The organism is Corynebacterium sp. p3-SID1194 (genome assembly GCF_025144155.1).
Lineage (GTDB): Bacteria > Actinomycetota > Actinomycetes > Mycobacteriales > Mycobacteriaceae > Corynebacterium.
Genome location: NZ_JALXWY010000009.1, coordinates 24,649 through 45,537, shown reverse-complemented (window position 1 = coordinate 45,537; position 20,889 = coordinate 24,649). Strand labels below are relative to the sequence as shown.

The 20,889-nt window shown below is 63.7% G+C and carries 14 protein-coding genes; 12 read left to right on the top strand and 2 right to left on the bottom strand.

Annotated elements, in window-relative coordinates:
• Positions 1-41: 41 nt before the first annotated feature.
• Complete coding sequence (locus M3G19_RS07450; RefSeq protein ID WP_259901981.1) at positions 42-716, bottom strand: GAP family protein; 675 nt, start codon at positions 714-716, stop codon at positions 42-44.
• Between the two features lie 74 nt (positions 717-790).
• On the opposite strand from M3G19_RS07450, the gene M3G19_RS07445 reads away from it, so the two are divergent.
• Positions 791-1,363 carry a TetR/AcrR family transcriptional regulator gene (locus tag M3G19_RS07445; RefSeq protein WP_259901980.1) on the top strand — a complete coding sequence of 191 codons (573 nt, stop codon included), beginning with the start codon at positions 791-793 and terminating at the stop codon, positions 1,361-1,363.
• Between the two features lie 119 nt (positions 1,364-1,482).
• On the opposite strand, the gene M3G19_RS07440 is transcribed toward M3G19_RS07445, so the two are convergent.
• Positions 1,483-2,754 (bottom strand): glycosyltransferase family 87 protein, encoded by a 1,272-nt coding sequence (locus tag M3G19_RS07440; RefSeq protein ID WP_259901979.1) that lies wholly within the window; start codon positions 2,752-2,754, stop codon positions 1,483-1,485.
• Positions 2,755-3,079: 325 nt separating this feature from the next.
• On the opposite strand from M3G19_RS07440, the gene M3G19_RS07435 reads away from it, so the two are divergent.
• The 11 genes from M3G19_RS07435 (at position 3,080) to pks13 (ending at position 20,882) form a co-directional block, all read left to right on the top strand.
• Complete coding sequence (locus M3G19_RS07435) at positions 3,080-3,313, top strand: three-helix bundle dimerization domain-containing protein (RefSeq protein ID WP_259901978.1); 234 nt, start codon at positions 3,080-3,082, stop codon at positions 3,311-3,313.
• Between the two features lie 882 nt (positions 3,314-4,195).
• Positions 4,196-6,133 carry a glycosyltransferase gene (locus M3G19_RS07430; RefSeq protein WP_311198343.1) on the top strand — a complete coding sequence of 646 codons (1,938 nt, stop codon included), beginning with the start codon at positions 4,196-4,198 and terminating at the stop codon, positions 6,131-6,133.
• Positions 6,123-6,647 (top strand): phosphatase PAP2 family protein, encoded by a 525-nt coding sequence (locus M3G19_RS07425; RefSeq protein WP_259901976.1) that lies wholly within the window; start codon positions 6,123-6,125, stop codon positions 6,645-6,647. Before M3G19_RS07430 ends, M3G19_RS07425 begins: the two co-directional genes overlap by 11 nt.
• The gene (locus tag M3G19_RS07420; protein WP_259901975.1) at positions 6,644-7,627 is read left to right on the top strand and encodes a decaprenyl-phosphate phosphoribosyltransferase; all 984 of its coding nucleotides are present in this window, start codon (positions 6,644-6,646) and stop codon (positions 7,625-7,627) included. Before M3G19_RS07425 ends, M3G19_RS07420 begins: the two co-directional genes overlap by 4 nt.
• A 73-nt stretch (positions 7,628-7,700) precedes the next feature.
• The gene (locus tag M3G19_RS07415) at positions 7,701-9,437 is read left to right on the top strand and encodes a hypothetical protein (RefSeq protein ID WP_311198341.1); all 1,737 of its coding nucleotides are present in this window, start codon (positions 7,701-7,703) and stop codon (positions 9,435-9,437) included.
• Between the two features lie 98 nt (positions 9,438-9,535).
• Complete coding sequence (locus tag M3G19_RS07410; RefSeq protein ID WP_259901973.1) at positions 9,536-10,549, top strand: alpha/beta hydrolase family protein; 1,014 nt, start codon at positions 9,536-9,538, stop codon at positions 10,547-10,549.
• Between the two features lie 219 nt (positions 10,550-10,768).
• Complete coding sequence (locus M3G19_RS07405) at positions 10,769-12,742, top strand: alpha/beta hydrolase-fold protein (protein WP_259901972.1); 1,974 nt, start codon at positions 10,769-10,771, stop codon at positions 12,740-12,742.
• Positions 12,743-12,747: 5 nt separating this feature from the next.
• Positions 12,748-13,236: a DUF732 domain-containing protein gene (locus tag M3G19_RS07400; protein WP_259901971.1), complete on the top strand. Its 489-nt coding sequence runs from the start codon at positions 12,748-12,750 to the stop codon at positions 13,234-13,236.
• Between the two features lie 26 nt (positions 13,237-13,262).
• On the top strand, positions 13,263-14,195 hold the full coding sequence (locus tag M3G19_RS07395) for a cutinase family protein (RefSeq protein WP_259901970.1): 933 nt from the start codon (positions 13,263-13,265) through the stop codon (positions 14,193-14,195).
• A 25-nt stretch (positions 14,196-14,220) separates the two neighbouring features.
• Entirely contained in the window at positions 14,221-16,002 is a 1,782-nt protein-coding gene (locus M3G19_RS07390) for a FadD32-like long-chain-fatty-acid--AMP ligase (protein ID WP_259901969.1), read from the top strand.
• Positions 16,003-16,082: 80 nt separating this feature from the next.
• Positions 16,083-20,882 carry a polyketide synthase Pks13 gene (gene pks13, locus M3G19_RS07385; protein ID WP_259901968.1) on the top strand — a complete coding sequence of 1,600 codons (4,800 nt, stop codon included), beginning with the start codon at positions 16,083-16,085 and terminating at the stop codon, positions 20,880-20,882.
• Positions 20,883-20,889: the final 7 nt, after the last annotated feature.

Genomic DNA, 20,889 nt, shown 5'->3' with positions numbered 1-20,889 from the left:
AGTGCAGACGGCACACCGATCAGCCGCGTGGGCACTAGGGGTTAGCGGATAGCGCCCACGCTGTTGATGACCATGTAGATGCCGACAATCGCCGCGACCCAGAGGAGCGTCACCTTGGCCTCGTACTGAAGGCGGGGAATGGCCTTCTCAAGGCGAGGGAAGAATCTCTGTCCCGCAACGAGCGCGATCGCCGCCAAGATCACGGTCGGCGCGATCATGACCCCGCAGTACGCGGCGATGGCTGCTACCTGTCCTGCCATCGGGGTGTCCCAGTCGCTGATGATTCCCATCGCCGCGATATAAGGCAGCATTGTCGCTGCTTCTGTCAGCGAGGCTCCCAGCCCCAAGATGATCATCTTGGGCAGGCTGGTTTGGATGGGCTTGTTTAGCTGCTTCGGTAGCTCGCCCGGGGCGGGTTTGACTGGGTCGGGCGCGAAGATCCCGAAGATGGCGAGAATTGATCCCAGTACGAGGGTGATCCAGGGGAAGACGGGCGTGTCGGTGATTCGTTCTACGTACGAGCCGAGGCCAGTGAAGCCGAGGAGCATGGCGACTCCGAGAGCGAAGTACACCGCCGCGACGGTGAGCAGGTAGGCGGCGAGTGCGGGCACGCGCACGTTTCGCCACATGAGAATGAGTGCCAGAGGGATGACGAGCGTGCCGATGCTCAAGCTGTCGAGCAGAGCTAAACCGACGAGCGGAAGGAGGGACTGCATGGCGGGAACCTTCTTTATCGTACGTTCGTAAGGGACTCTTACGAACGTACGACAGGCTAGGCTTGTGTGCAACCATGAATGACTTTTCGCTGGACCATCAGTTCTCAGAATCGGCTGCTGCCGTAGCGGATGCGACCATCAGGATCATCGCGTCACGCGGCCTCGACGCGGTCAGTGTGCGCGAAGTGGCTAAGGAGTCCGGATTCGCTGCGGGATCCGTGCAGTACCACGCCCCGAATAAAGAGATCCTGCTGGCTCACGCGTTCATTCGCTCTATTCAGCGGCAAAACGCCCGCGTGGTCGGGGCGCAAGTGCCCAACGATGAATTCGAGGCCTGGGTTGTGAGGCTTTCTGAACTTCTCCCCCTCGGTGGCGAGCGCCTCGAGGATGCGGCGATCTGGGTCACTTACGGTTCGGCTTCGGCAACGCGTGACTGGATAGCTGAGCTTTACGGCCAGGTGCTTCGCGATTTCCAGCATTCGGTCGTAGAGGCGCTGGGCGACGTGGACCACGCCGAGCGGAAGGCGCGACTAATCACGGCGTTGGTGAATGGCTTGACCATTGACAACCTGGGAGCTCCTGAGTCGGAAGCAGATCGTGTCGTCGGCGACCTCCGCGAAGGCCTTCGCTTAATTCTCGGTGGATAGCTTCCTTGTGTTGCCGAAAAGCATTCACGCACATGAGATGCGAGACAGGCAATCGTCGAAATGCAGCAAGGCTGCCGCGGGTGGTGCTACAGCCCAGCTGATGCTGACTCCGTGCTCGACTAGTTGGGCCGCAAACTCTCCGATTCAACAACCGCTTCTGGTTCGCTGCGGTCTTTGAGGATCTGGACTGCGCCCCACGCCGCGACGATGAGCGGCAACGCGATGAACATGAAGCCCGGCATGTGCGTGACCATTTCGTCGATCGTGGCGTTGCCGGTGGCGGGCCAGAGCGGGTTGGCCACGGTGAACAGTAGCGCCAGGACAGTGACCGGCCAATGCATGGGGGAGCGCGGGCGGCACACGGTGAGCACGAACGGGATGAACCAGATCGCGTAGTAGTTCTGCATCAGCCCGCTGACCATGAAGCCGCCGGCGAAGCACACAGCGATCGCCGTGAAGCTGAACATCACCGGGTCGACTTCCTTCCAGCGCCAGAGCGTGACGACGGCCGCCAGCGTCCCCACGACCGTCAACACCGTCAGTGCCATTACCGTCGCATCCGACCAGCCGTGCACGATCGCGAGGCCGCCGATGGAACCGTTGAATCGGGGGCGAGGCTCGCTCAAGTAGGGGACGAGGTTAGTGAAAAACAGCTCGGGTTCGGCAATGGTGAACCAGCCGATCGCGAATGTGACGATGGAGACCAGTGCCGCCACTGCGACGACGGCGACTTGTGCGAACGCCAGCGACACGATGAAAAGGACGCCGAACTGCGGCTTGATCGACACCGCGATGCCGGCCACGATGCCGGCGGCCCACGCCTCCGGGCGGTTGAAGTGCCCCTTCCACCCGACACCTTTTTCACGCAGGCGCAACGAAAGCCACACGAACAGCACCTCAAGCAGCAGCATGAAGCCGTTGATATTGGTCAGTGCCAACGTGAACTGGACAGGCTCCGGGGTGATGAAGAAGAAGGACACAGTGAGCGGGAACGCGATGTGGAACCAGCGGCGGGAAACCATCCACGACGCCAATGCGATCGCACCAATGATTGATGCCGCGCCCAAATAAGCCATTACGGCTCGGGCCATGGACTCAGTGGGGAACAACGCCACCGGTGAGATCAGGACGGTGCCCGCCGGACTGTAGAGATAGTGGGGCATATCGATGGTGTAATCCGAATTGAACACCGGCTCGCCCGCCCAATACTTGTTCGCCGCGGTCCAGATCGGCGTGAAGTCCGTGCCCGGATTGATCAGCGGGATCATGCACGCCGAGCGGAGAAGCACGAAACCCATCAGTGTGTAGAGCAGCGGGATTGCGATGCGGTGAACCGGTGCGCCCGCGGCCTCGGTGGCGCGGCGGGTCGCAGGGGAGTCGTCGATAAGCACAGCCGGGAGATTAGCACGCCGAAATAGAGTAATGAGCCCCGCAAAATGACCATAAGGTTAACAGGAGCGTTCATTTTGAAGCCCTTAAGTGAACGACCTATGAACACAGCTTCCGCGGCAACATTCGATCTATTTTTATTCACGCTATTGTGCCTGCATAGGGCACGGTTATTTGTTTGAAGGTTATCAATGCTTGTTGCTCACCAACCATCTGCTAAAGTTAACGCCAGGTTAACAACGGGCGAAGGCTCGAGACCTTGCCCCGGGGTTCCCCTCGGGCGCACCTTCAATTTCATGGCAATCAGCAATACGAAAGGAGGATGCCATGATCGCAATCAACAACATTTCCAAGGACCTGCACGCTCGGTTCGATGAGGAGCTCGGCGGACACATCGTCGAGACGATCTTCCGCGACACCCTGAGCGAGCACCTGCAGCGGGCGAACGTGACCGATTGGGTTCCCGTGCTCGCCGGCCGCGATGCAGCTGAAAAGCTCTCGCGCTTCGCAGACGGCACCCTCGATACCGGTGACTTCTCCGGATCCCTGGTTGCCGCATAAAGCGATCCGAATCTGCCCCGTCCCAGCCCAGCTGGCACGGGGCTTTTTCGTATCATCCATTGACAGGCCCGCTCGCGGAATCGGAGGCCGAGTCAACGTCGACTCACTCCTATCGCTTTGGGCGCGGCTTCACCGAGTTGTAGCGGTGAGTAATGGAGTGATTGTCCGGGACGGAATCCGAGCTATCGCGCTTGAAGAAGTGGATCTGGTGTCTGTGCCGCTCTCATTCACGCCCGACGCTACTAAATATGGGTCAATGCGGATACCGATGCACCTTCCTGTGCTCGAACCAGGCCCAAATCAAAGAAGCCAAGAACAACAGTGGCGTAATCCATGCCAGACGATGCCACCAATGTGCTCCAAAGTATGATTCATCAGCACTTAGTCCTGCTAGATAATTGATTACAAGCGTTGCGATGAACAGAACTACAACGACAGTAACGCTCCACCAGTAGGCTGCGCTTTTCTGTTTACACATCAATGCCATCCTCCTAAATACATGTTCGCTGTTTTAGCGCGGGTTTGTGTGGTTAGTCGTCTCCCCCCCACCCGGATTACATCGTTCGGCTATTGTTCTGAGAAGTCCAACATCAGGGCACCGTGGCGCTCACGCACGCCAGCCCTTTTTTGAACATGATGACCCCTTTTCCAGATTTCCAAGATGCCCGGCTGGTCACCGGCTTGCCTCAAACCTACGGCGAATGAAAGTAGCAAGGCGCTGCAAGATCCAGCGGGTGACCCGCTAAACCCGCAGTGTTCTATTTCACCCCGCTATGCACTCCGAAACCGGAAGAGCCGTTTTAGTCGTTATTACGGTCTCGGTCCCGCGCGCCGGGGGAGTGCATTTCTGGCCCAGCTATTAACGTTGAGTCCGTGACTGAGATGAAAGCCGTGGATGTCCTGCAACGCATTCTGCTGCCCCGGAAGGGTGAGCCGCACGATGTGCGGATGCTCTACCTGATCGAGTCCGAGCAGAACACGAAGAGGGCGAGCTGGCCCGACCGGACGCGGGTGACCGTGTCGGAAGGGGCGGAGGTCTCGTTCCAGACGTACTTCAACGCGTTCCCGGCGAGCTACTGGCGTCGCTGGTCGCAGCTGGACACGGTGGTGCTGGCCATGGATGTCGAGGGTGCGGCGACGATCTCGGTGTACCGCTCCAAGCACGACGGTGTGCGCATCGCGGTGACCAACGTGGAGGCGCAGGACGAGCGGGTGGAGATCCCGCTGAAGCTGGCCAATTTCGAGGACGGCGGTTGGCTGTGGTTCGACATCAACGCTGAGTCGGACGCGACGATCGCGAATGCGGGCTGGTGCTCGCCGCAGGAACCGGATCCGCAGGTGCTGCCGGATGGGACGACGATCGAACCGTCGGAAATGAAGGTCGCGGTGGGCATCCCGACGTTCAACCGCCCGCGCGACGCGGTCAACGCGCTGCATGCGCTGGCGGAAGATCCGCTGGTGCTTGGCGCGATCACGGATGTGCTCATGCCGGACCAGGGCAACCAGCACCCGGCGGACGAGCCGGACTTCGCGGAGGCGGAGGAGAACCTCGGCGGCCGGTTGAAGATCTTCAGCCAGGGCAATCTCGGTGGCTCGGGCGGCTATTCCCGCATCATGTACGAGGCGCTGCACCAGACGGATGCGCCATTCATCCTGTACATGGACGACGACATCGCCATTGAGCCGGATTCCATCCTGCGCGCGGTGCAGGCGGCGCGCTATGCAAAGAGCCCGATCCTGGTGGGCGGGCAGATGCTCAACCTCCAGGATCGCAGCCAGCTGCGCACCTCGGGTGAGCAGGTCAAGCGCGCGGACTTCATGTGGGGAGCGGCGCCGCACGCGGTGTACGACCACGACTTCGCCAAGTACCCGCTCGGCTACGTGGGCACGGAGGAAGAGGACCTCGACCCGCGCAAGACCACGTCGCGCCCGCTGCACCGGCGCATCGACGTCGAGTTCAACGGCTGGTGGATGTGCCTCTTCCCGCGCGTGGTCGCAGAGCAGATGGGTCTGCCGCTGCCGCTGTTCATCAAGTGGGACGACACGGAGTACTCGCTGCGCGCAGGAAAAGCAGGCTTTCCGACGGTCACCTGGCCCGGTGCCGCGATCTGGCACATGGCCTGGGCGGATAAGGACGACGCGATTGACTGGCAGGCGTATTTCCACATGCGCAACCGCCTGATCGTTGCGTCGATGTACCTGGACGGCGAGCCGAACGGCCTGCTCAGGTCCATGCTGCGCTCGAGCTACAAGCACTTCATGTGCATGGAGTACTCGACGATGGCGATCCAGATCGAGGCGATCAAGGACTTCCTCGCGGGGCCGGACCAGCTCTTCGACATTCTCGAGACCTCCTTGCCGCGCATCCAGGGGGTGCGCAAAGACTACTCGGACGCGCAGATCATCGAGTCGGCTTCGGATCTGCCGGCGCCGACGGGCGCGCCGGGCGTGCCCACGAACAAGCTCGGCGGACGGTTGGCCAAAGTCAAGAAACTCCCGTGGGCAGTGAAGTCGCTGCTGCACATGCGCAAGGACGAAGACCGCGCGCATTGGGAGGCACCGCAGCTCAACCTCACGGCTGAGGAAGCACGTTGGTACACGCTCTCGCGCGTGGATTCGGCGACGGTGTCCACGGCGGGCGGCACGGGCGTGGCGTTCCGCAAGCGCGACAAGCAGCTCGCGCATGACCTGATGGCTGAAACGCGCGCCCTGCACAAGCAGATCAAGGAGCGGTGGCCGGAGCTCACCCACGCGTACCGGGAGGCGAAACCGCAGCTGACCAGCCACGAGAACTGGGAGAAGATCTTCAATGAGCAATAAGAACTCGTGGGATAGCAAGGAAGCGGAAGTCCTCGAGCGCATTCAGAGCACGCTTTTCGACGCCCCGTGCGTCCTCCCCGCCGCACGCGGCATGAGCCACTTTGGCGAGCATGCCCTGGGGTGGATGGGGATCGCGGGGGCGGGTGCGGCCGTCGATAAGCAAAGGCAGCGCAAATGGCTCGCCATGGGCGCGGGTGCCTTCACCTCCCATGCGGCGTCGGTGGTGCTCAAGCGCATTGTCCGGCGGCACCGGCCCGATGATCCGCGGGTGAAAATCGGTGTGGGAACTCCGTCGAAGATGAGTTTCCCGTCCTCGCACGCGACGTCGACAAGCGCTGCGATGGTTCATCTTGCCGACATCACCGGGTCGAAACTTCCGTACGTCGGAATTCCAATTATGATGACCTCCCGCATGGTCCTGGGGGTGCATTACCCCACGGACACCCTGGCCGGCGCGCTGCTCGGTATCGGGGTGGCACGAGCCGCAATCAACATTGAGAGGCGAACAGCGTGACACAGCCTGTAGACGAGCCGTTTCTGAAGTCCGAGCCCCACACCGAGGGCGTCGATTACAACCGGAAGAAAACGGCTCCGAAGAACCTGCCGGACGCGATGATCAAAGGCCTGCGGCCGAAGCAGTGGGTCAAAAACGTCCTGGTGCTCGCGGCACCGCTGGCCGCGGGCGCAGACGCGTTCACGTCGCGCACCTTCATCGATATCGCGCTGGCGTTCATCGTGTTCTGCTTCGGCGCGTCCTCGATCTACCTGGTCAACGACGCGCGCGATGTCGACGCGGACCGTGAGCACCCCACGAAGCGCTTCCGTCCGATCGCCTCGGGCATGCTGCCGATCAACCTCGCGTACGTCATGGCTGTTGTGCTCATCGCGCTCGCGATCGGCCTGTCGTTCTTGGCTACGGACGGGCGCGCGCTGGCCACGGTCGTCGGGGTGTACATCTTGCTGCAGCTCGGCTACTGCTTCGGCTGGAAGCACATCCCGGTGATCGATATCGCGCTGGTCTCGTCGGGCTTCATGCTGCGCGCGATGGCCGGTGGCGTGGCGGCGGGAATCGACCTCTCGCAGTGGTTCCTGCTGGTCGCCGCATTTGGCTCGCTGTTCATGGCGTCCGGTAAGCGTTATGCCGAGCTGCTGCTGGCGGAGCGCACGGGCGCGAAAATCCGCAAGTCCCTGCAGGGCTACACGCAGACGTACCTGCGTTTTGTGTGGACACTCTCCGCGACAGCCGTGGTCATGTCGTACGCGCTGTGGGGCTTCACGCTTAGCGACGGGGTCGAGGAAGGCCAGGGCCTGTGGTACCAGATTTCCATGGTGCCGTTCATCATCGCGATCCTGCGCTACGCCGCAGAGGTGGATAGCGGCAACGGCGGGGCGCCGGACGAGATCGCGCTCGAGGACCGCGTCTTGCAGGCGCTCGCCCTGCTGTGGATCCTCGCGATCGTGATGGCTGTCTACGTCGCGCCAGCGATGGGTTAATATATCGCGCATGGAAAAACGCGCCCGCATATCGCTGCTTGTATCGGCAGCTCTTGCGGGCGTTTTTGCATTTGTGGGCGGGTGGGCCCGCCGCTGGATCAGCGATGACGGCCTGATCGTGCTGCGCACGGTGCGCAATATCCTGGCGGGCAACGGCCCGGTATTCAATATCGGCGAGCGCGTGGAAACGAACACGTCGACGCTGTGGCAGTACCTGATCGTGGCGTTCAGTTGGGTACCTGGCCTGCGCCTCGAGGACGTGGCCATGTGGCTGGCGCTCATCTTGACCGTGATCGGCGTGGTTTCGGCGACGGTGGCGTCGGGCACACTGTGGCAGCGCGTGCACCCAGGGCTGGTCGCGCCGTTCGGCGTGCTCATCTACTTGGCGCTGCCGCCGGCACGGGACTTCGCCACCTCCGGTTTGGAATGGGGACTGTCCCTGGCCTGGATCGGTGTGTGGTGGGCGCTGCTGGTCAAGTGGTCGGCCGGCGGGCGGGCCGAACTGTGGCTTGCATTCTGGTCCGGGCTGTCATGGCTGGTCAGGCCCGAACTGGCGCTGTACGGCGGCATCACCGGGATCGTGCTGCTCGCGACGGCGCGAACAGACTGGAAGCGGATCGGCCTGATTCTGGCGGCGGCATTGCCGGTGCCGGCTGCCTACCAGATCTTCCGCATGGGCTATTACGGCCTTCTCACCCCGCACACTGCCGTGGCAAAGTCGGCATCTGGTGCTCATTGGGGTACTGGTGCAGGCTACGTGTGGGACACGGTCAGCCCGTATGCGCTGTGGGCACCGGTGATCGTCGCTGTCGGGCTCGGCATCTACTGGGCGCTGCGTTTGTCCTCCCGGGAGAAGCTCGTGGCGGCGGTCGCGGTCGGCTGCGGTCTGCTGCACCTGCTCTATGTCGTGCGGGTCGGCGGCGATTTCATGCACGGCCGCATGGTGCTTCTGCCACTGTTCGCGATGCTGCTGCCGGTCGCGGTGGTGCCGCTAACTCTGGTGGGCGGCATCTGTACTGCGGCTCTGGCGCTGTGGGCGGGCATCGTGGTCGCGCGTGGTCACGAGTTGGGTTTCGAACCGTTCGAGGCGGGCCCGGAGAATCTGACCATCGTCGACGAGCGGGAGTTCTGGACGGCGGTGCTGCTGCGCGAGTCGGGCGATCCGCCACGGTATAAAGAGGACTTCCTAGCCAGCGACCTGATGAACGGGTGGACGGAAGGCGTCGAAGAAGCCGAAGCCAAGAATGCGGGTGCGCTCGCGATCATTCTGAAGCAGAAGGACCCGTTCGTCTACGACTGGGTGGCGCTGGATCGCGTGGGGAAGGATTCGGACCTGCAGAATATCGCGCCCACGGCTTACCTGATCAACCTGGGAATGATCAGCGCGAATGCCGACTTGGAGATGCGCGTGCTTGACGATGTCGGGCTGGCCACCCCGCTTGCGGCACGCCAACCGCGCATCGAGGACGGCCGCATCGGCCACGACAAACAGTTGCCGGGGCACTGGAAATTCGCGGACACGGCGGTGGACGTGGAAGGGCTGCTGGGGAACGACGACGATAAGCAGAAAGTGCGTGAAGCGCGCGCGGCGTTGCGCACGCCTGACATCGCTGAACTGCTGGCCACCTCGCGCGAGCCGATGAGCGCCGAACGATTCATGGCGAACATGAAATTCGCGCTGACGAAGGGGCGCACCCTGGAAATCGCCTCGGACCCGGCTGTGTACCTCGATGAGGAAACTAAAGCTCGCATTGAGCGCGGCGAAGACGTCGGTCTATCTGGACAGCGAGTTGCCTGGCCAGCGGACTAGTAGAGTTAAAACTCAGAGATTGATAACATCACGGTAACGCTTTGCGATACACCTGTGTGTAATCCTAAAACTTTTTGACTTATCTGATTGGTGGACACATGAACGCGACTAAGTCTCTCCGTCGTTCGCTGCTGGCCCTGCTCATGGCGCTCGCCGCAGCAATGACGTTGATGGTGGCGACTCCGGAAGGGGCCAAGGCTGCCGATAACCGCGGCTGGCTGCGCCGCGATGCCACCGGACACTGCACCTGGGATCCGGTCAAGTACTGGGTCCAGCGCTGCGATGTGTACTCGCCGGCGATGAAGCGCACCATCCCGGTGCAGATCGTGCCGGCCGCACGTGGCGGTAATGCGGGCCTGTACCTGCTCGACGGTCTCCGCGCGACAGAAAAGACCAACGCATGGGTCAAGGACGTCAACGCTGCTGCGGTGTACGCGAACTCCAACATCACGCTGGTCATGCCGGTCGGCGGTGAGGGCTCCTTCTACGCCGACTGGGCGTACGACCCGAAGTACGGCGAAGGCAAGTCGTACCTGTGGGAGACCTTCCTGACCCGTGAGCTGCCGGGCTACTTGCAGCGTCAGTTCGGTGTTTCGCCGTCCAATAACTCCATCATCGGTCTGTCCATGGGCGGCACGGCGGCGATGAATTTGGCGGCCAAGCACCCGAACCAGTTCCGTCAGGTCCTGTCCTTCTCCGGTTACCTGACCACCACGTTGCCGGGCATGCAGACGTTGCTGCGTCTGTCGCTGCTCGACGCGGGCGGCTACAACCTGAACGCGATGTACGGTTCCCTGCTCAACCCGAACCGTTTCGCCAATGACCCGTTCCTGAACATGGGCGGCCTGCGCAACAGCGACGTGTACGTCTCCGCCGGCTCCGGCACCCCGGGTGCGGTCGATGCGAAGTACCTGCCGCAGCACCGCGCTGCGGGCATGGCGCTCGAGTTCGGTTCGATGGTGTCCACCCGCGTCTGGGAGGCGAAGGCGCGTGCGCAGGGTCTGCGCGTCACCTCCGACTACCCGGCGCAGGGTCTGCACAATTGGGACCAGTTCGGCAGCCAGCTGCACAAGACGAAGGGCCGCGTGCTCACGCACATGAACGCGTGGTAAATCGCCGCTAGATTTACCCTGGGTGACGGTGACTACAGATACAGCTGTGGTCATTGTTTCCCAGGGTTTTTCTGTGTTTACGGCGTGTCCCTGCGGTAAAGTCTCAAGTGAAACTTAAACTTCATCACGAAGACCGGGCCCGGCCTGGGGGAGGGGAACCCCCAGGGCGGAGCGCCCGTTAGTCCGCCATACCGTCAAGCAATAAAAGGGCTCTCTAACATGCGCTTTACACCCCGACGTTCTCCCCGCAAGGTCACCAAAGGCCAGTTGCTCGCAGTCGCCGCAGTTCCCACAGCTCTCGCTGTCGGGGTAGCAGTCGTGCCGGCTGTCGCGCAGAACGGCTCCTCCGACCTGTCCAGCTCCCTGTCCTCTGGCCGAGGCATCTCCGATGGCCTGCGCCCGTCCGATCCGCCGCCGCGCACGCCGATCGAGGTTGACGAGCACCCGCAGATCGAAGGTCTGCCCGAGGGCGTGTCCGTCGACCGTATTGAGTGGCTGACGCAGCGCCGCGTCGCCGTGTTCATCAATTCTCCGTCGATGCCGGACAAGCCGATCCAGGTGCAGATCCTGCTGGCCCGCGACTGGCACTCCAATCCGCAGGCGAAGTTCCCTGAGGTGTGGGCGCTCGACGGCCTGCGCGCACGTGAGGACGATTCCGGCTGGACCATCGAGACCAATATCGAGCAATTCTACGCTGACAAGAACGTCAACGTCATTCTTCCGGTCGGTGGCGAGTCCTCCTTCTACTCCGACTGGCAGAAGCCCAATAACGGCAAGAACTACAAGTGGGAGACCTTCCTGACCAAGGAGCTCGTCCCGCTGCTGAACAACCAGTACCGCTCCAACGGCAAGCGCGGCGTCGTCGGTCTGTCCATGGGCGGCACCGCCGCAGTCAACCTGGCGGAGCGCAACCCGCACCTGTTCAACTTCGTCGGTTCCTTCTCCGGCTACCTGGACACCACCACCACCGGCATGCCGCTGGCTATCAAGGCGGCGCAGAAGGATGCTGGCGGCTACGACTCCGAGGCGATGTGGGGCCCGCTGGGGTCCCAGGACTGGGTCGACCACGACCCGAAGCTGGGCATCGAGAACCTCAAGGGCAAGACCGTCTACGTCTCCGCCGGCTCCGGCCAGGACGACTATGGCCAGCCGGGTTCCGTTGCCACCGGCCCGGCCGTGCCCGCCGGTGTGGGCCTGGAGGTCATCTCCCGCATGTCCACCCAGACCTTCGAGCGCTACGCGAAGAAGGCGGGCGTGCCGATCATCACGCAGTACCGCCCGTCCGGTGTTCACGCCTGGGACTACTGGCAGTTCGAGATGACCCAGGCATGGCCGCACATCGCCGATGCCCTCGAGGTCTCCGAGATCGATCGTGGCGCGGACTGTGCGCCGGTCGGCGCCATCGCCGAGGCCACCAAGAGCGGCGTGATCGGCAGCTGCGTCACCAACGAGTACGACGTTGCCGGCGGCAAGGGCAAGGCCGAGGAATTCCGTGGCGGAACCGCATTCTGGTCCCCGGAGACCGGGGCGCAGGTCCTGTTCGGTGCCATCCTGGCCAAGTACAACGCACTCGGCGGTCCGGCTGGCTGGCTCGGCTTCCCGAAGACCGGCGAGCTTAAAACCCCGGACGGCAAGGGACGCTTCGTCCACTTCGAGCACGGTTCCGTCTACTGGACCCCGGATACGGGCGCGCAGGCGATCCCGGGCGATATGTTCGCCGCATGGGGCAAGTCCGGTTACGAGAAGGGCTCCCTGGGCTACCCGGTCGAGGAGGCCAAGCCGGCGGACGGCGGCTACGTCCAGAAATTCGAGAAGGGCTACCTGACCCGCAACCCGGAGAAGGACGGCAAGACCGACCACTTCTTCGTTTTCGGTGCCATCGGCGCCAAGTACGGCGAGATGGGCGGCGCCCGCTCCGACTTGGGCTTCCCGAAGGGCAACGAGAAGAAGATCAAGGGCGGCTTCTTCCAGGAATTCGAGAAGGGCAATATCTACTGGTCGCCGAAGACCGGTGCCCACGTGATCTACCACGGTGAGATCTTCGATTACTGGGGCAAGAACGGCTGGGAGCAGGGCAAGTTCGGTTGGCCGACCTCCGATATGAAGGAGATCCCGACCGGTGGCCTGACCATCTCCTTCGAGAACGGCACCCTGGACCAGATCTTCGGCCAGGTCCGCGAGCGGAAGAACTAAACGGTATGCGCAAAACAGCGATCGCAGCGCTCCTTTCGGCGGCGGGGCTCACCCTCGCCGCATGCGGGGGCGCGACTGTGGACAGCGACGACGTGACGGAGACTCAGTCTCCGGCGGCGCCGAGCTCCGCGGAAGAGACGACCACTGCGACGAGCACGGAAGCATCGACTGAGTCCAGCTCCTCAGCACCTGCCGCGCCGGCCGACGACCCGGCAGCGGGCGAGGGTGCGGCGAGCGAGGTGGAGAACACCCCCGACGCCGCACCGATGCGCCCGGAGAAGGACGAAGCATTCCTGGAAGCTCTACGCGAAGGCGGAGTCAACGTCGAGGGAAATGAGGAGCAACTGGTAGGTACGGCTCGTACCATTTGCGACGGAAGTACCGTCACGCGTGACGCCGTGGCCGGGCAGCTCGTCGAGCAGCAGGCTACGGAACTCGACGTCGAAGAGCTGTCCGAGCTCATCGAGACCGCGGCACGCGATAACCTCTGCTAAGCAGCTAGAAGGAGGGCCGCACGCTCGTGCGTACCCGTAGAGTTCTCACAATCATTGCCGCGCTCGCCGTCCTCGGCGTCATTGCATTCGGCGCGGCCCAATGGCTCGGCACGGGCGATAGCCCGCAAGCGCCTTTTCCTCCCCGCCCGCAGAAGACGAAGGCCAAGGAGCCGGACTGGTGCCCGGCGGTGGAGGTCATCTCCGCGCCGGGCACGTGGGAGTCGTCGAAGGATGATGACCCGTTCGCGCCGCAGGCGAACCCGAAGAGCTTCATGCTGTCCATCACGAAGCCGCTGCAGGAGCAGTACGACATCAACCATGTCCGTGTGTGGACGTTGCCGTACACCGCGCAGTTCAAGAACATCCAGACCTCCCACGGCCGTAAAGAGATGAGCTACGACGACTCGCGCAACGAGGGCACGGACCGGATGAATGCGGAGCTGCGCTTTATCGACGAGACGTGCCCCTCCACCGAGTTCATTCTCGCCGGATTCTCCCAGGGTGCGGTGATCGTGGGCGATATCGCCAGCGACATCGGCAACCATCGTGGCGTGGTCGCCCCGGAGAAGGTTCGTGGTGCGATCATGATTGCCGATGGACGCCGCGAAAACGGTGTGGGCATCAACCCGGGCAACCCGGTCGGCGGCATCGGTGCGGAGATCGCGCTGCAGCCGCTCAACCGCGTCGTTCAGGCGGTCGTGCCAGGAGCGACGATGCGAGGCCCGCGCGACGGTGGCTTTGGGGCACTCAACGACCGGGCGATCGAGATCTGTTCGCCCGCGGACACCGTGTGCGACGCGCCGAAAGACGTGGGCAATGCGCTGGGCCGCGCGCGCGAGCTCGTGGAAGCCACGGGCGTGCATGCCATGTACGCATCGAATCCAGACGTGATTCCTGGCTCCACCGCGAGCCAATGGGCCGTAGAGTGGATTCGCGAAAGTATTGACAGCAAAAACTAACTAGAAGCCAAGGAGCGCACACACCATGGATCTCGAGCAGCTGCTCTATCAGTTCTACGACGACGACAAGATCGATCTGCCGCCGGAACTGTCCCTGTTCCAGCTGTGCGAGATGCTCTACCAGGGCAGCGCCGAGATGGGCACCGGCGAGGTGCACCAGCTGCGCTACTGGGACTTCTCTTCAGACCGCGACGGCGTGGCCGTGGACTACACGCGCGACGAGGTGATCACCCGTATCAAGGCGGTGGCGGCGCGCCTGCAGCAGACCGGGCAGCCGGGCGACCGCGTGGCCATCATGGCGGCGAATTCGCCGGAGTACATTTTCGCTTTCATGGGCGCGATCTACGCGGGCCAGGTGCCGGTGCCGCTGTACGACCCGAATGAGCCGGGCCACGGCGAGCAGCTCACCGCGGTGCTCGCGGATTCGAAGGCAGCGGCGGTGCTGACCAATAATGCCGGTGCCAAGGCGACTCGCACATTCTTCGCAGAGGTCCCGTGCTCGGAGCGCCCGCGCATCCTCGTCGTCGATGCGCTGCCGGATTCGCTGGCTGAGTCTTGGACTGCCCCCGAGGAGCCGGTCGATTCCGACCCGCTCGACGAGGTCGCGTTCCTGCAGTACACCTCCGGTTCGACGCGTCTGCCGGCGGGCGTGGTGCTCACCCACCGCGCGATTTTGACCAATGTCCTGCAGATTTACGACGCGGTGGAGCTGAAGATGCCGCTGCGCCTGTCCACGTGGCTGCCGCTGCACCACGACATGGGCATTATCCTCACTGTCTTTGTCACGATCATGGGGATTGAATTCGAGCTCATGGGTCCGCGCGATTTCATTCAGCAGCCGAAGCGCTGGGTCGACCAGATCACCAAACGCGAGCAAGACGAAGAGGACGAGACCTTCATCTACACCGTCGTGCCCAACTTCGCGCTCGACCTCGCCGCACGCTACGCGGCGCCGGAAAACCCGGGCGATTACGACCTCTCCGCGCTCGACGGCCTGCTCGTCGGTTCCGAGCCGGTGACGAAGGCAGCGGTGGAGAGCTTCGTGGATGCGTTCCGCGATTCCAAGCTGGACCCGCAGGTCATCCGCCCGTCCTACGGCTTGGCGGAGGCGACGCTGATCGTCTCCACGCCGCAGACCGAGGAGCGCCCGTTGTTCAAGAGCTTCGACCGCGAGGAGATCGGCGCAGGCCGCATCGTCGAAACAGAAGACGGCATCCCGTTCGCCTCCAACGGCCAGCCGGTGCCGGACATGCGTTATGCCATTGTCGACCCTGAGACCCACGAGGAGGTCGAGGAGGGAGCGATCGGCGAGCTCTGGCTGCACGGCGACAACGTCGCGGCTGGCTACGAGGGGCGCGAAGACGACACCAAGCAGACCTTCGGCAACACCTTGCGCGGCGAGGACGGATGGTTGGCCACGGGCGACCTCGTTGCCTTCTACCAGGGCCATCTTTATATCACCGGCCGTATCAAGGATCTGGTCGTCATTGCGGGCCGCAACCACTACCCGCAGGACATCGAGGCCACTGTCATGGAGGCATCCGACCACGTGCGCCCCGATTCGGTGGCGGCGTTCGCGGTGCCGGGAGAGGACGTCGAAAAGCTTGTTCTGCTCGTTGAGCGCGTCGAGGGTGCTGACGAGGGCGCCGACGCGCTCGCCGAGGACGCGATTCGCGGCGCGGTGACGAATAAGCACGGCATCAGCCCCGACGTGGTCCGTTTCTACGCGCCGAACGAGATCGCGCGTTCCAGCTCTGGCAAGATTGCTCGCGTGGTCAATCGCGGGAAGTTCCTGCAAGAAAACTAACGCGTTAACGCGTTGGCCGCGGTGCCCGATAGATAGGCAGTAGGAATCAATCGATCGAGAAAAGGACGTAGGGCTAAAGCATGACCGAAAGTGAGCTCACCACCTGGTTGCAGTCGTGGATCGCGGATGCGACGGGGGCTGACACGGTCGATCCGTCCGTCCCGCTCGATAACCTCGGGCTTTCTTCGCGCGATGTTGTCGTGCTCTCCGGCGAGCTCGAGCGCCTGCTGGATATCAAGCTCGATCCGACGGTCGCGTACCAGTACCCGACGGTGGAAGCGCTCGCGCACGGTCTGCTTTCGCCGACGGCAGGCTCCGCGCCGAGCTTATCGACGTTTGGTTCTGCCTCCCCCGCCCGACGCAGCGCAGGTATGGGCTCTGGCGATATCGCCATTGTCGGCCGCGCCGGGCGTTTCCCGGGGGCGGCGAATGTCGATGAATTCTGGGACATGCTCGTTGCTGGCCAGTCCGTCACCGGCCCGCTGCCGGAGGGCCGCTGGAGCGAGTACTCGCAGGACCCGGTGATGTCGGCGAAGATGCGCGAGCAGAATGTCCAGGGCGGCTACCTGGACGATATCCGCAGCTTCGACAATGAATTCTTCGGTCTGTCTCCGCTCGAGGCGGAGAATATGGACCCGCAGCAGCGCATCATGCTGGAGCTGGCATGGGAGGCGCTCGAAGATGCGCACATTCCCGCGAATGAGCTGCGCGGCGAGTCCGTCGGCGTCTTCGTCGGCTCGTCCTCGAATGACTACGGCATGCTCATCACTTCCGACCCGGCATCTGCGCACCCGTACGCGCTGACCGGAACGTCGAGCGCGGTGATTCCGAACCGGATCTCGTACGCCTTCGATTTCCGCGGCCCGTCGATGAATGTGGATACGGCGTGCTCGTCTTCGCTGGTGTCTGTGCACCACGCGGTGCGCGCGCTGCGTGGCGGCGAAGCTGATCTGGCGCTGGCAGGCGGCGTGAATATCCTCGCCTCCCCGTTCATCTCCACGGCATTCGCCGAGCTCGGCGTGATCAGCCCGACCGGCAAGATCAGCGCGTTCTCCGACGACGCTGACGGCTTCGTCCGCGCGGAGGCAGCCGGCTTCATCGTGCTCAAGCGCGTCGAGGACGCCATTGCCGACGGTGACGAGGTCCTCGCAGTGATCAAGGGCTCGGCCACCAATTCCGACGGCCACTCCAACGGCCTGACTGCCCCGAACCCGGAGGCGCAGGTGGACGTGCTGCGCCGCGCGTACGCCGACGCCGGCATCGACCCCGCCACGGTGGACCTGGTCGAAGCCCACGGCACGGGCACTGCGCTCGGCGACCCGATCGAGGCGACCGCCCTGGGTCAGGTGCTCGGCGTGAATCGTGCGGATGCGGACCCGCTGCTGCTCGGCTCGGCAAAGTCCAATATCGGCCACTCCGAATCCGCCGCCGGTGTCGTGGCCATGATCAAGGTGCTCGAAGCTTTCAGCCGCGGCACCGTCCCGCCGACGGCGAATTTCACCGAAGGCAATAAGTTCATCGATTTCGACGCGACGAAGATCGAGGTCGTGGAAGACCCGCGCGAGTGGCCTGAATACTCCGGTCGACGCGTCGCCGGTGTCTCCGGTTTCGGCTTCGGTGGTACCAACGCGCACGTCGTGGTCAGCGATTTCAAGGCCTCCGACTACGAGGTACCCGAGCGTGAACCGGCCGCCGGACTCATCGACCCGGCTGACCCGGATTTGGTCTTGCTGCCGGTCTCCGGTCTGCTGCCCTCGCGCCGCCGGGAACTGGCCAGCACCATTGCCGAGTCGCTGACCGACAAGTCGGACCTGCGGGCTGTCGCGCGCACGCTCGCCGCGCGCAATCACGGCCGTTCCCGCGCGGTCGTCGCTGCGTCCTCCGTTGACGAGGCGCGCAAGCGTCTGGGCTATGTCGCTGAAGGAAAGGTGACGCAGGGAGTCGCGTCGGCGGATTCGCCGTCGACGTCTGGTCCTGTGTTCGTCTATTCCGGTTTCGGCTCCCAACACCGCAAGATGGTCAAGCCGCTGGTGGAGCTCTCCCCGGCATTCCGTGCGCGGATGCAGGAGCTGGACAAGGTCGTCGACTTCGAATCCGGCTGGTCCATGCTGGACATCATTCTCGACGACGATAAGACCTACGACACCGAGACTGGCCAGGTCACCGTCACCGCGATCCAGATCGCGCTGACTGATCTGCTGGCCAGCTACGGCATCACCCCGGCCGCCACGATGGGCATGTCCATGGGCGAGATCGCCGCCGCGTACGCCGCCGGCGGCATCAGCGCCGAGGATGCGATGCTCATCGCCTGCACCCGCGCACGACTGATGGGTGAGGGCGAGAAGACCGTCCAAGGCACCGACCAAGAAGGCGCGATGGCCGTGGTGGAGCTGTCGCGGGAGGAGCTGGAGGCCTTCGTCGATAAGCATCCTGAGGCTGCTGGCGTCGAACCTGCTGTGTACGCGGGCCCGGGCATGACCACGGTGGGCGGCCCCGGAAAGGCCGTGGACTACCTGGTCGCGGCGCTCGAGGAAGAGAGCAAATTCGCGCGCAAGCTGAATGTGCGTGGCGCGGGCCACACGAGCATGCTCGACCCGATTTTGGGTGAGCTCGCTGGCGACATTGCTGGCATTGAGGCGAAACCGCTGCGCATTCCGCACTTCGGTTCCGTTGACGGCACGCACCGTGCGGGCGAGACGATTCACGACGTCGACTACTGGATCCGCATGACCCGCCAGCCGGTGCTCTTCCAGGACGCGACGGAGGCTGCGCTCGCCGCTGGCCACACCACGCTGGTAGAGATCTCTCCGAACCCGGTGGCGATCATGGGCATGATGAATACCGCATTCACCGTGGGCAAGCCCGATGCGCAGCTGCTGTTCGCCTTGAAGCGCAAGGAGAACGAGGTGGCTACGCTGCTGGACCTCGCTGCGAAGCTGTACGTTGCCGGCATGCCCGTCGATTTCGCGGCGCTGGCTGGCGATGGTGCGCGCGCAGATGTCCCGCACACGCCGCTGCACCGCAACGACCTGTGGACCTCGGCGCGCCCGAGCTCGTCTGGCTCCGGCCCGCTCGGCCCGAAGGTCACGCTGCCGGACGGCACGATCGTCTACGCGGCGCCCGCCGATCAGATCTTCTCCGCGATGCAGGTCGTCGAGCTCGCTGCCGCTGAGGTGGATGCTGGTGCCCGCGTCATTGCCGCTGAGGAGCGTGCGCCGCTGCCTGCTGCCGGTGAGCTGACCACCATGGTCCGCCGCGGCCTCGGTGGGCTGACCATCAGCGTCTACAACGGTGCGATCCTCGTCGCCGAGGGCTTCGCGTCCACGCTGGACCTGGGCCAGACGACGCTTCCCGGCGTGACCGATGCTCCGCAGCCCACGCCGGAGGTGAAAGCCGCGCGCGAGCAGCTGATCCGCGGTGCCACCGACGACGTGGAGGTCGTGCGCTGGGACCCGGCGACCGAGACCGTCGAGGAGCGTCTGCGCTCCATCGTCTCTGAGTCCATGGGCTACGACGTCGACGATCTTCCCGATGAGCTGCCCCTGATCGACCTGGGCCTTGACTCCCTGATGGGCATGCGCATCAAAAACCGGGTGGAAAATGACTTCCAGATCCCACCGCTGCAGGTCCAAGCGCTGCGCGATGCCTCCGTGGCCGATGTGATCGCGATGGTCGAAGAAGCCGTCGCCGGGCAGTCCGATGCGCCGCAGCCGATGGCGGAGAACGATCCGAACCGCGATCCCGCCCAGGCAGTGGAGCAGGCGAAGGAAGCAGGCGCGCCCGCGGGCACCGGTGTCGGCGTCGCACCGCGCGACGCATCCGAGCGCATGGTCTTCGGCGCCTGGGCCAAGCACGCAGGCAAAGCAGCCGCTGGCGTGACCTCGCAACTGCCGGAGATTGACCGCGAGCAGGCCGAGAAGATCGCCGTGCACCTGACAGAGCGCTCCGGCATCGAGGTCAGCGCCGACGACGTGCTGGCCGCCGAGACCCTCGAGCCACTGGCCAACACCGTGCGCGAAGGTCTGGAAAGCCCGGTCGAGGGCAATATCCGCGTTCTGCGCGAGCGCACTGACGAGACCACACCGTCCGTGTTCGTCTTCCACCCGGCCGGCGGATCCAGCGTGGTTTACCAGCCACTGACCCGCCGCTTGCCCGACAACGTGCCGGTCTATGGCATCGAGCGTCTTGAGGGCACCTTGGAAGACCGCGCCGCGGCTTATATCGCGGATATCGAGCGCCTTGCCAACGGCCAACCGATCGTGCTCGCCGGGTGGTCCTTCGGCGGCGCGCTGGCCTACGAGGTCGCGCACCAGCTGCAGAGCCGGAAGGGAACCGACGCTGAAATCCCGGTGAAATTCATCGCCCTGCTGGACACCACCCAGCCGTCGAACCCGACGCCGGACACCCCGGAGGAGACGAAGAAGCGCTGGGAGCGCTACGCCGCATTCGCGAAAGACACCTACGGCCTCGACTTCGAGGTGCCGTACGAGCTGCTCGAGACCGCGGGCGAGGACGCGATGCTGCAGATGCTCGCCGATTTCCTCGCCACCACCGATGCTTCCGAGCACGGTTTGGCTGCGGGCGTGCTGGAGCACCAGCGCGCATCGTTCGTGGACAACCAGATCCTGGCCAAGGTGGACATGCAACGCTGGGCTGAAGTGGACCAACCGGTCCTGCTCTTCCGCGCTGAGCGCATGCACGACGGGGCGATCATGCTCGAGCCCGCCTACGCCGAGATCGACCCGGACGGTGGCTGGGGCGCTATCGTTGAGGACCTGACTATTGTGCAGCTGCCGGGCGATCACCTGGCGGTTGTGGACGAGCCCGCGGTGGGGATCGTGGGCAAGCACATCGCCGAGTGGATCGCTGAGGTGAACTAGAACAATG

What these genes read in the sequence shown, in the direction of transcription:
- M3G19_RS07450 (WP_259901981.1), bottom strand. Translation starts at nt 716, where the DNA reads ATGCAGTCCCTCCTTCCGCTCGTCGGTTTAGCTCTGCTCGACAGCTTG.
- M3G19_RS07425 (WP_259901976.1), top strand. Translation starts at nt 6,123, where the DNA reads ATGAGCAATAAGAACTCGTGGGATAGCAAGGAAGCGGAAGTCCTCGAG.
- pks13 (WP_259901968.1), top strand. Translation starts at nt 16,083, where the DNA reads ATGACCGAAAGTGAGCTCACCACCTGGTTGCAGTCGTGGATCGCGGAT.
- M3G19_RS07390 (WP_259901969.1), top strand. Translation starts at nt 14,221, where the DNA reads ATGGATCTCGAGCAGCTGCTCTATCAGTTCTACGACGACGACAAGATC.
- M3G19_RS07410 (WP_259901973.1), top strand. Translation starts at nt 9,536, where the DNA reads ATGAACGCGACTAAGTCTCTCCGTCGTTCGCTGCTGGCCCTGCTCATG.
- M3G19_RS07430 (WP_311198343.1), top strand. Translation starts at nt 4,196, where the DNA reads ATGAAAGCCGTGGATGTCCTGCAACGCATTCTGCTGCCCCGGAAGGGT.
- M3G19_RS07435 (WP_259901978.1), top strand. Translation starts at nt 3,080, where the DNA reads ATGATCGCAATCAACAACATTTCCAAGGACCTGCACGCTCGGTTCGAT.
- M3G19_RS07400 (WP_259901971.1), top strand. Translation starts at nt 12,748, where the DNA reads ATGCGCAAAACAGCGATCGCAGCGCTCCTTTCGGCGGCGGGGCTCACC.
- M3G19_RS07445 (WP_259901980.1), top strand. Translation starts at nt 791, where the DNA reads ATGAATGACTTTTCGCTGGACCATCAGTTCTCAGAATCGGCTGCTGCC.
- M3G19_RS07405 (WP_259901972.1), top strand. Translation starts at nt 10,769, where the DNA reads ATGCGCTTTACACCCCGACGTTCTCCCCGCAAGGTCACCAAAGGCCAG.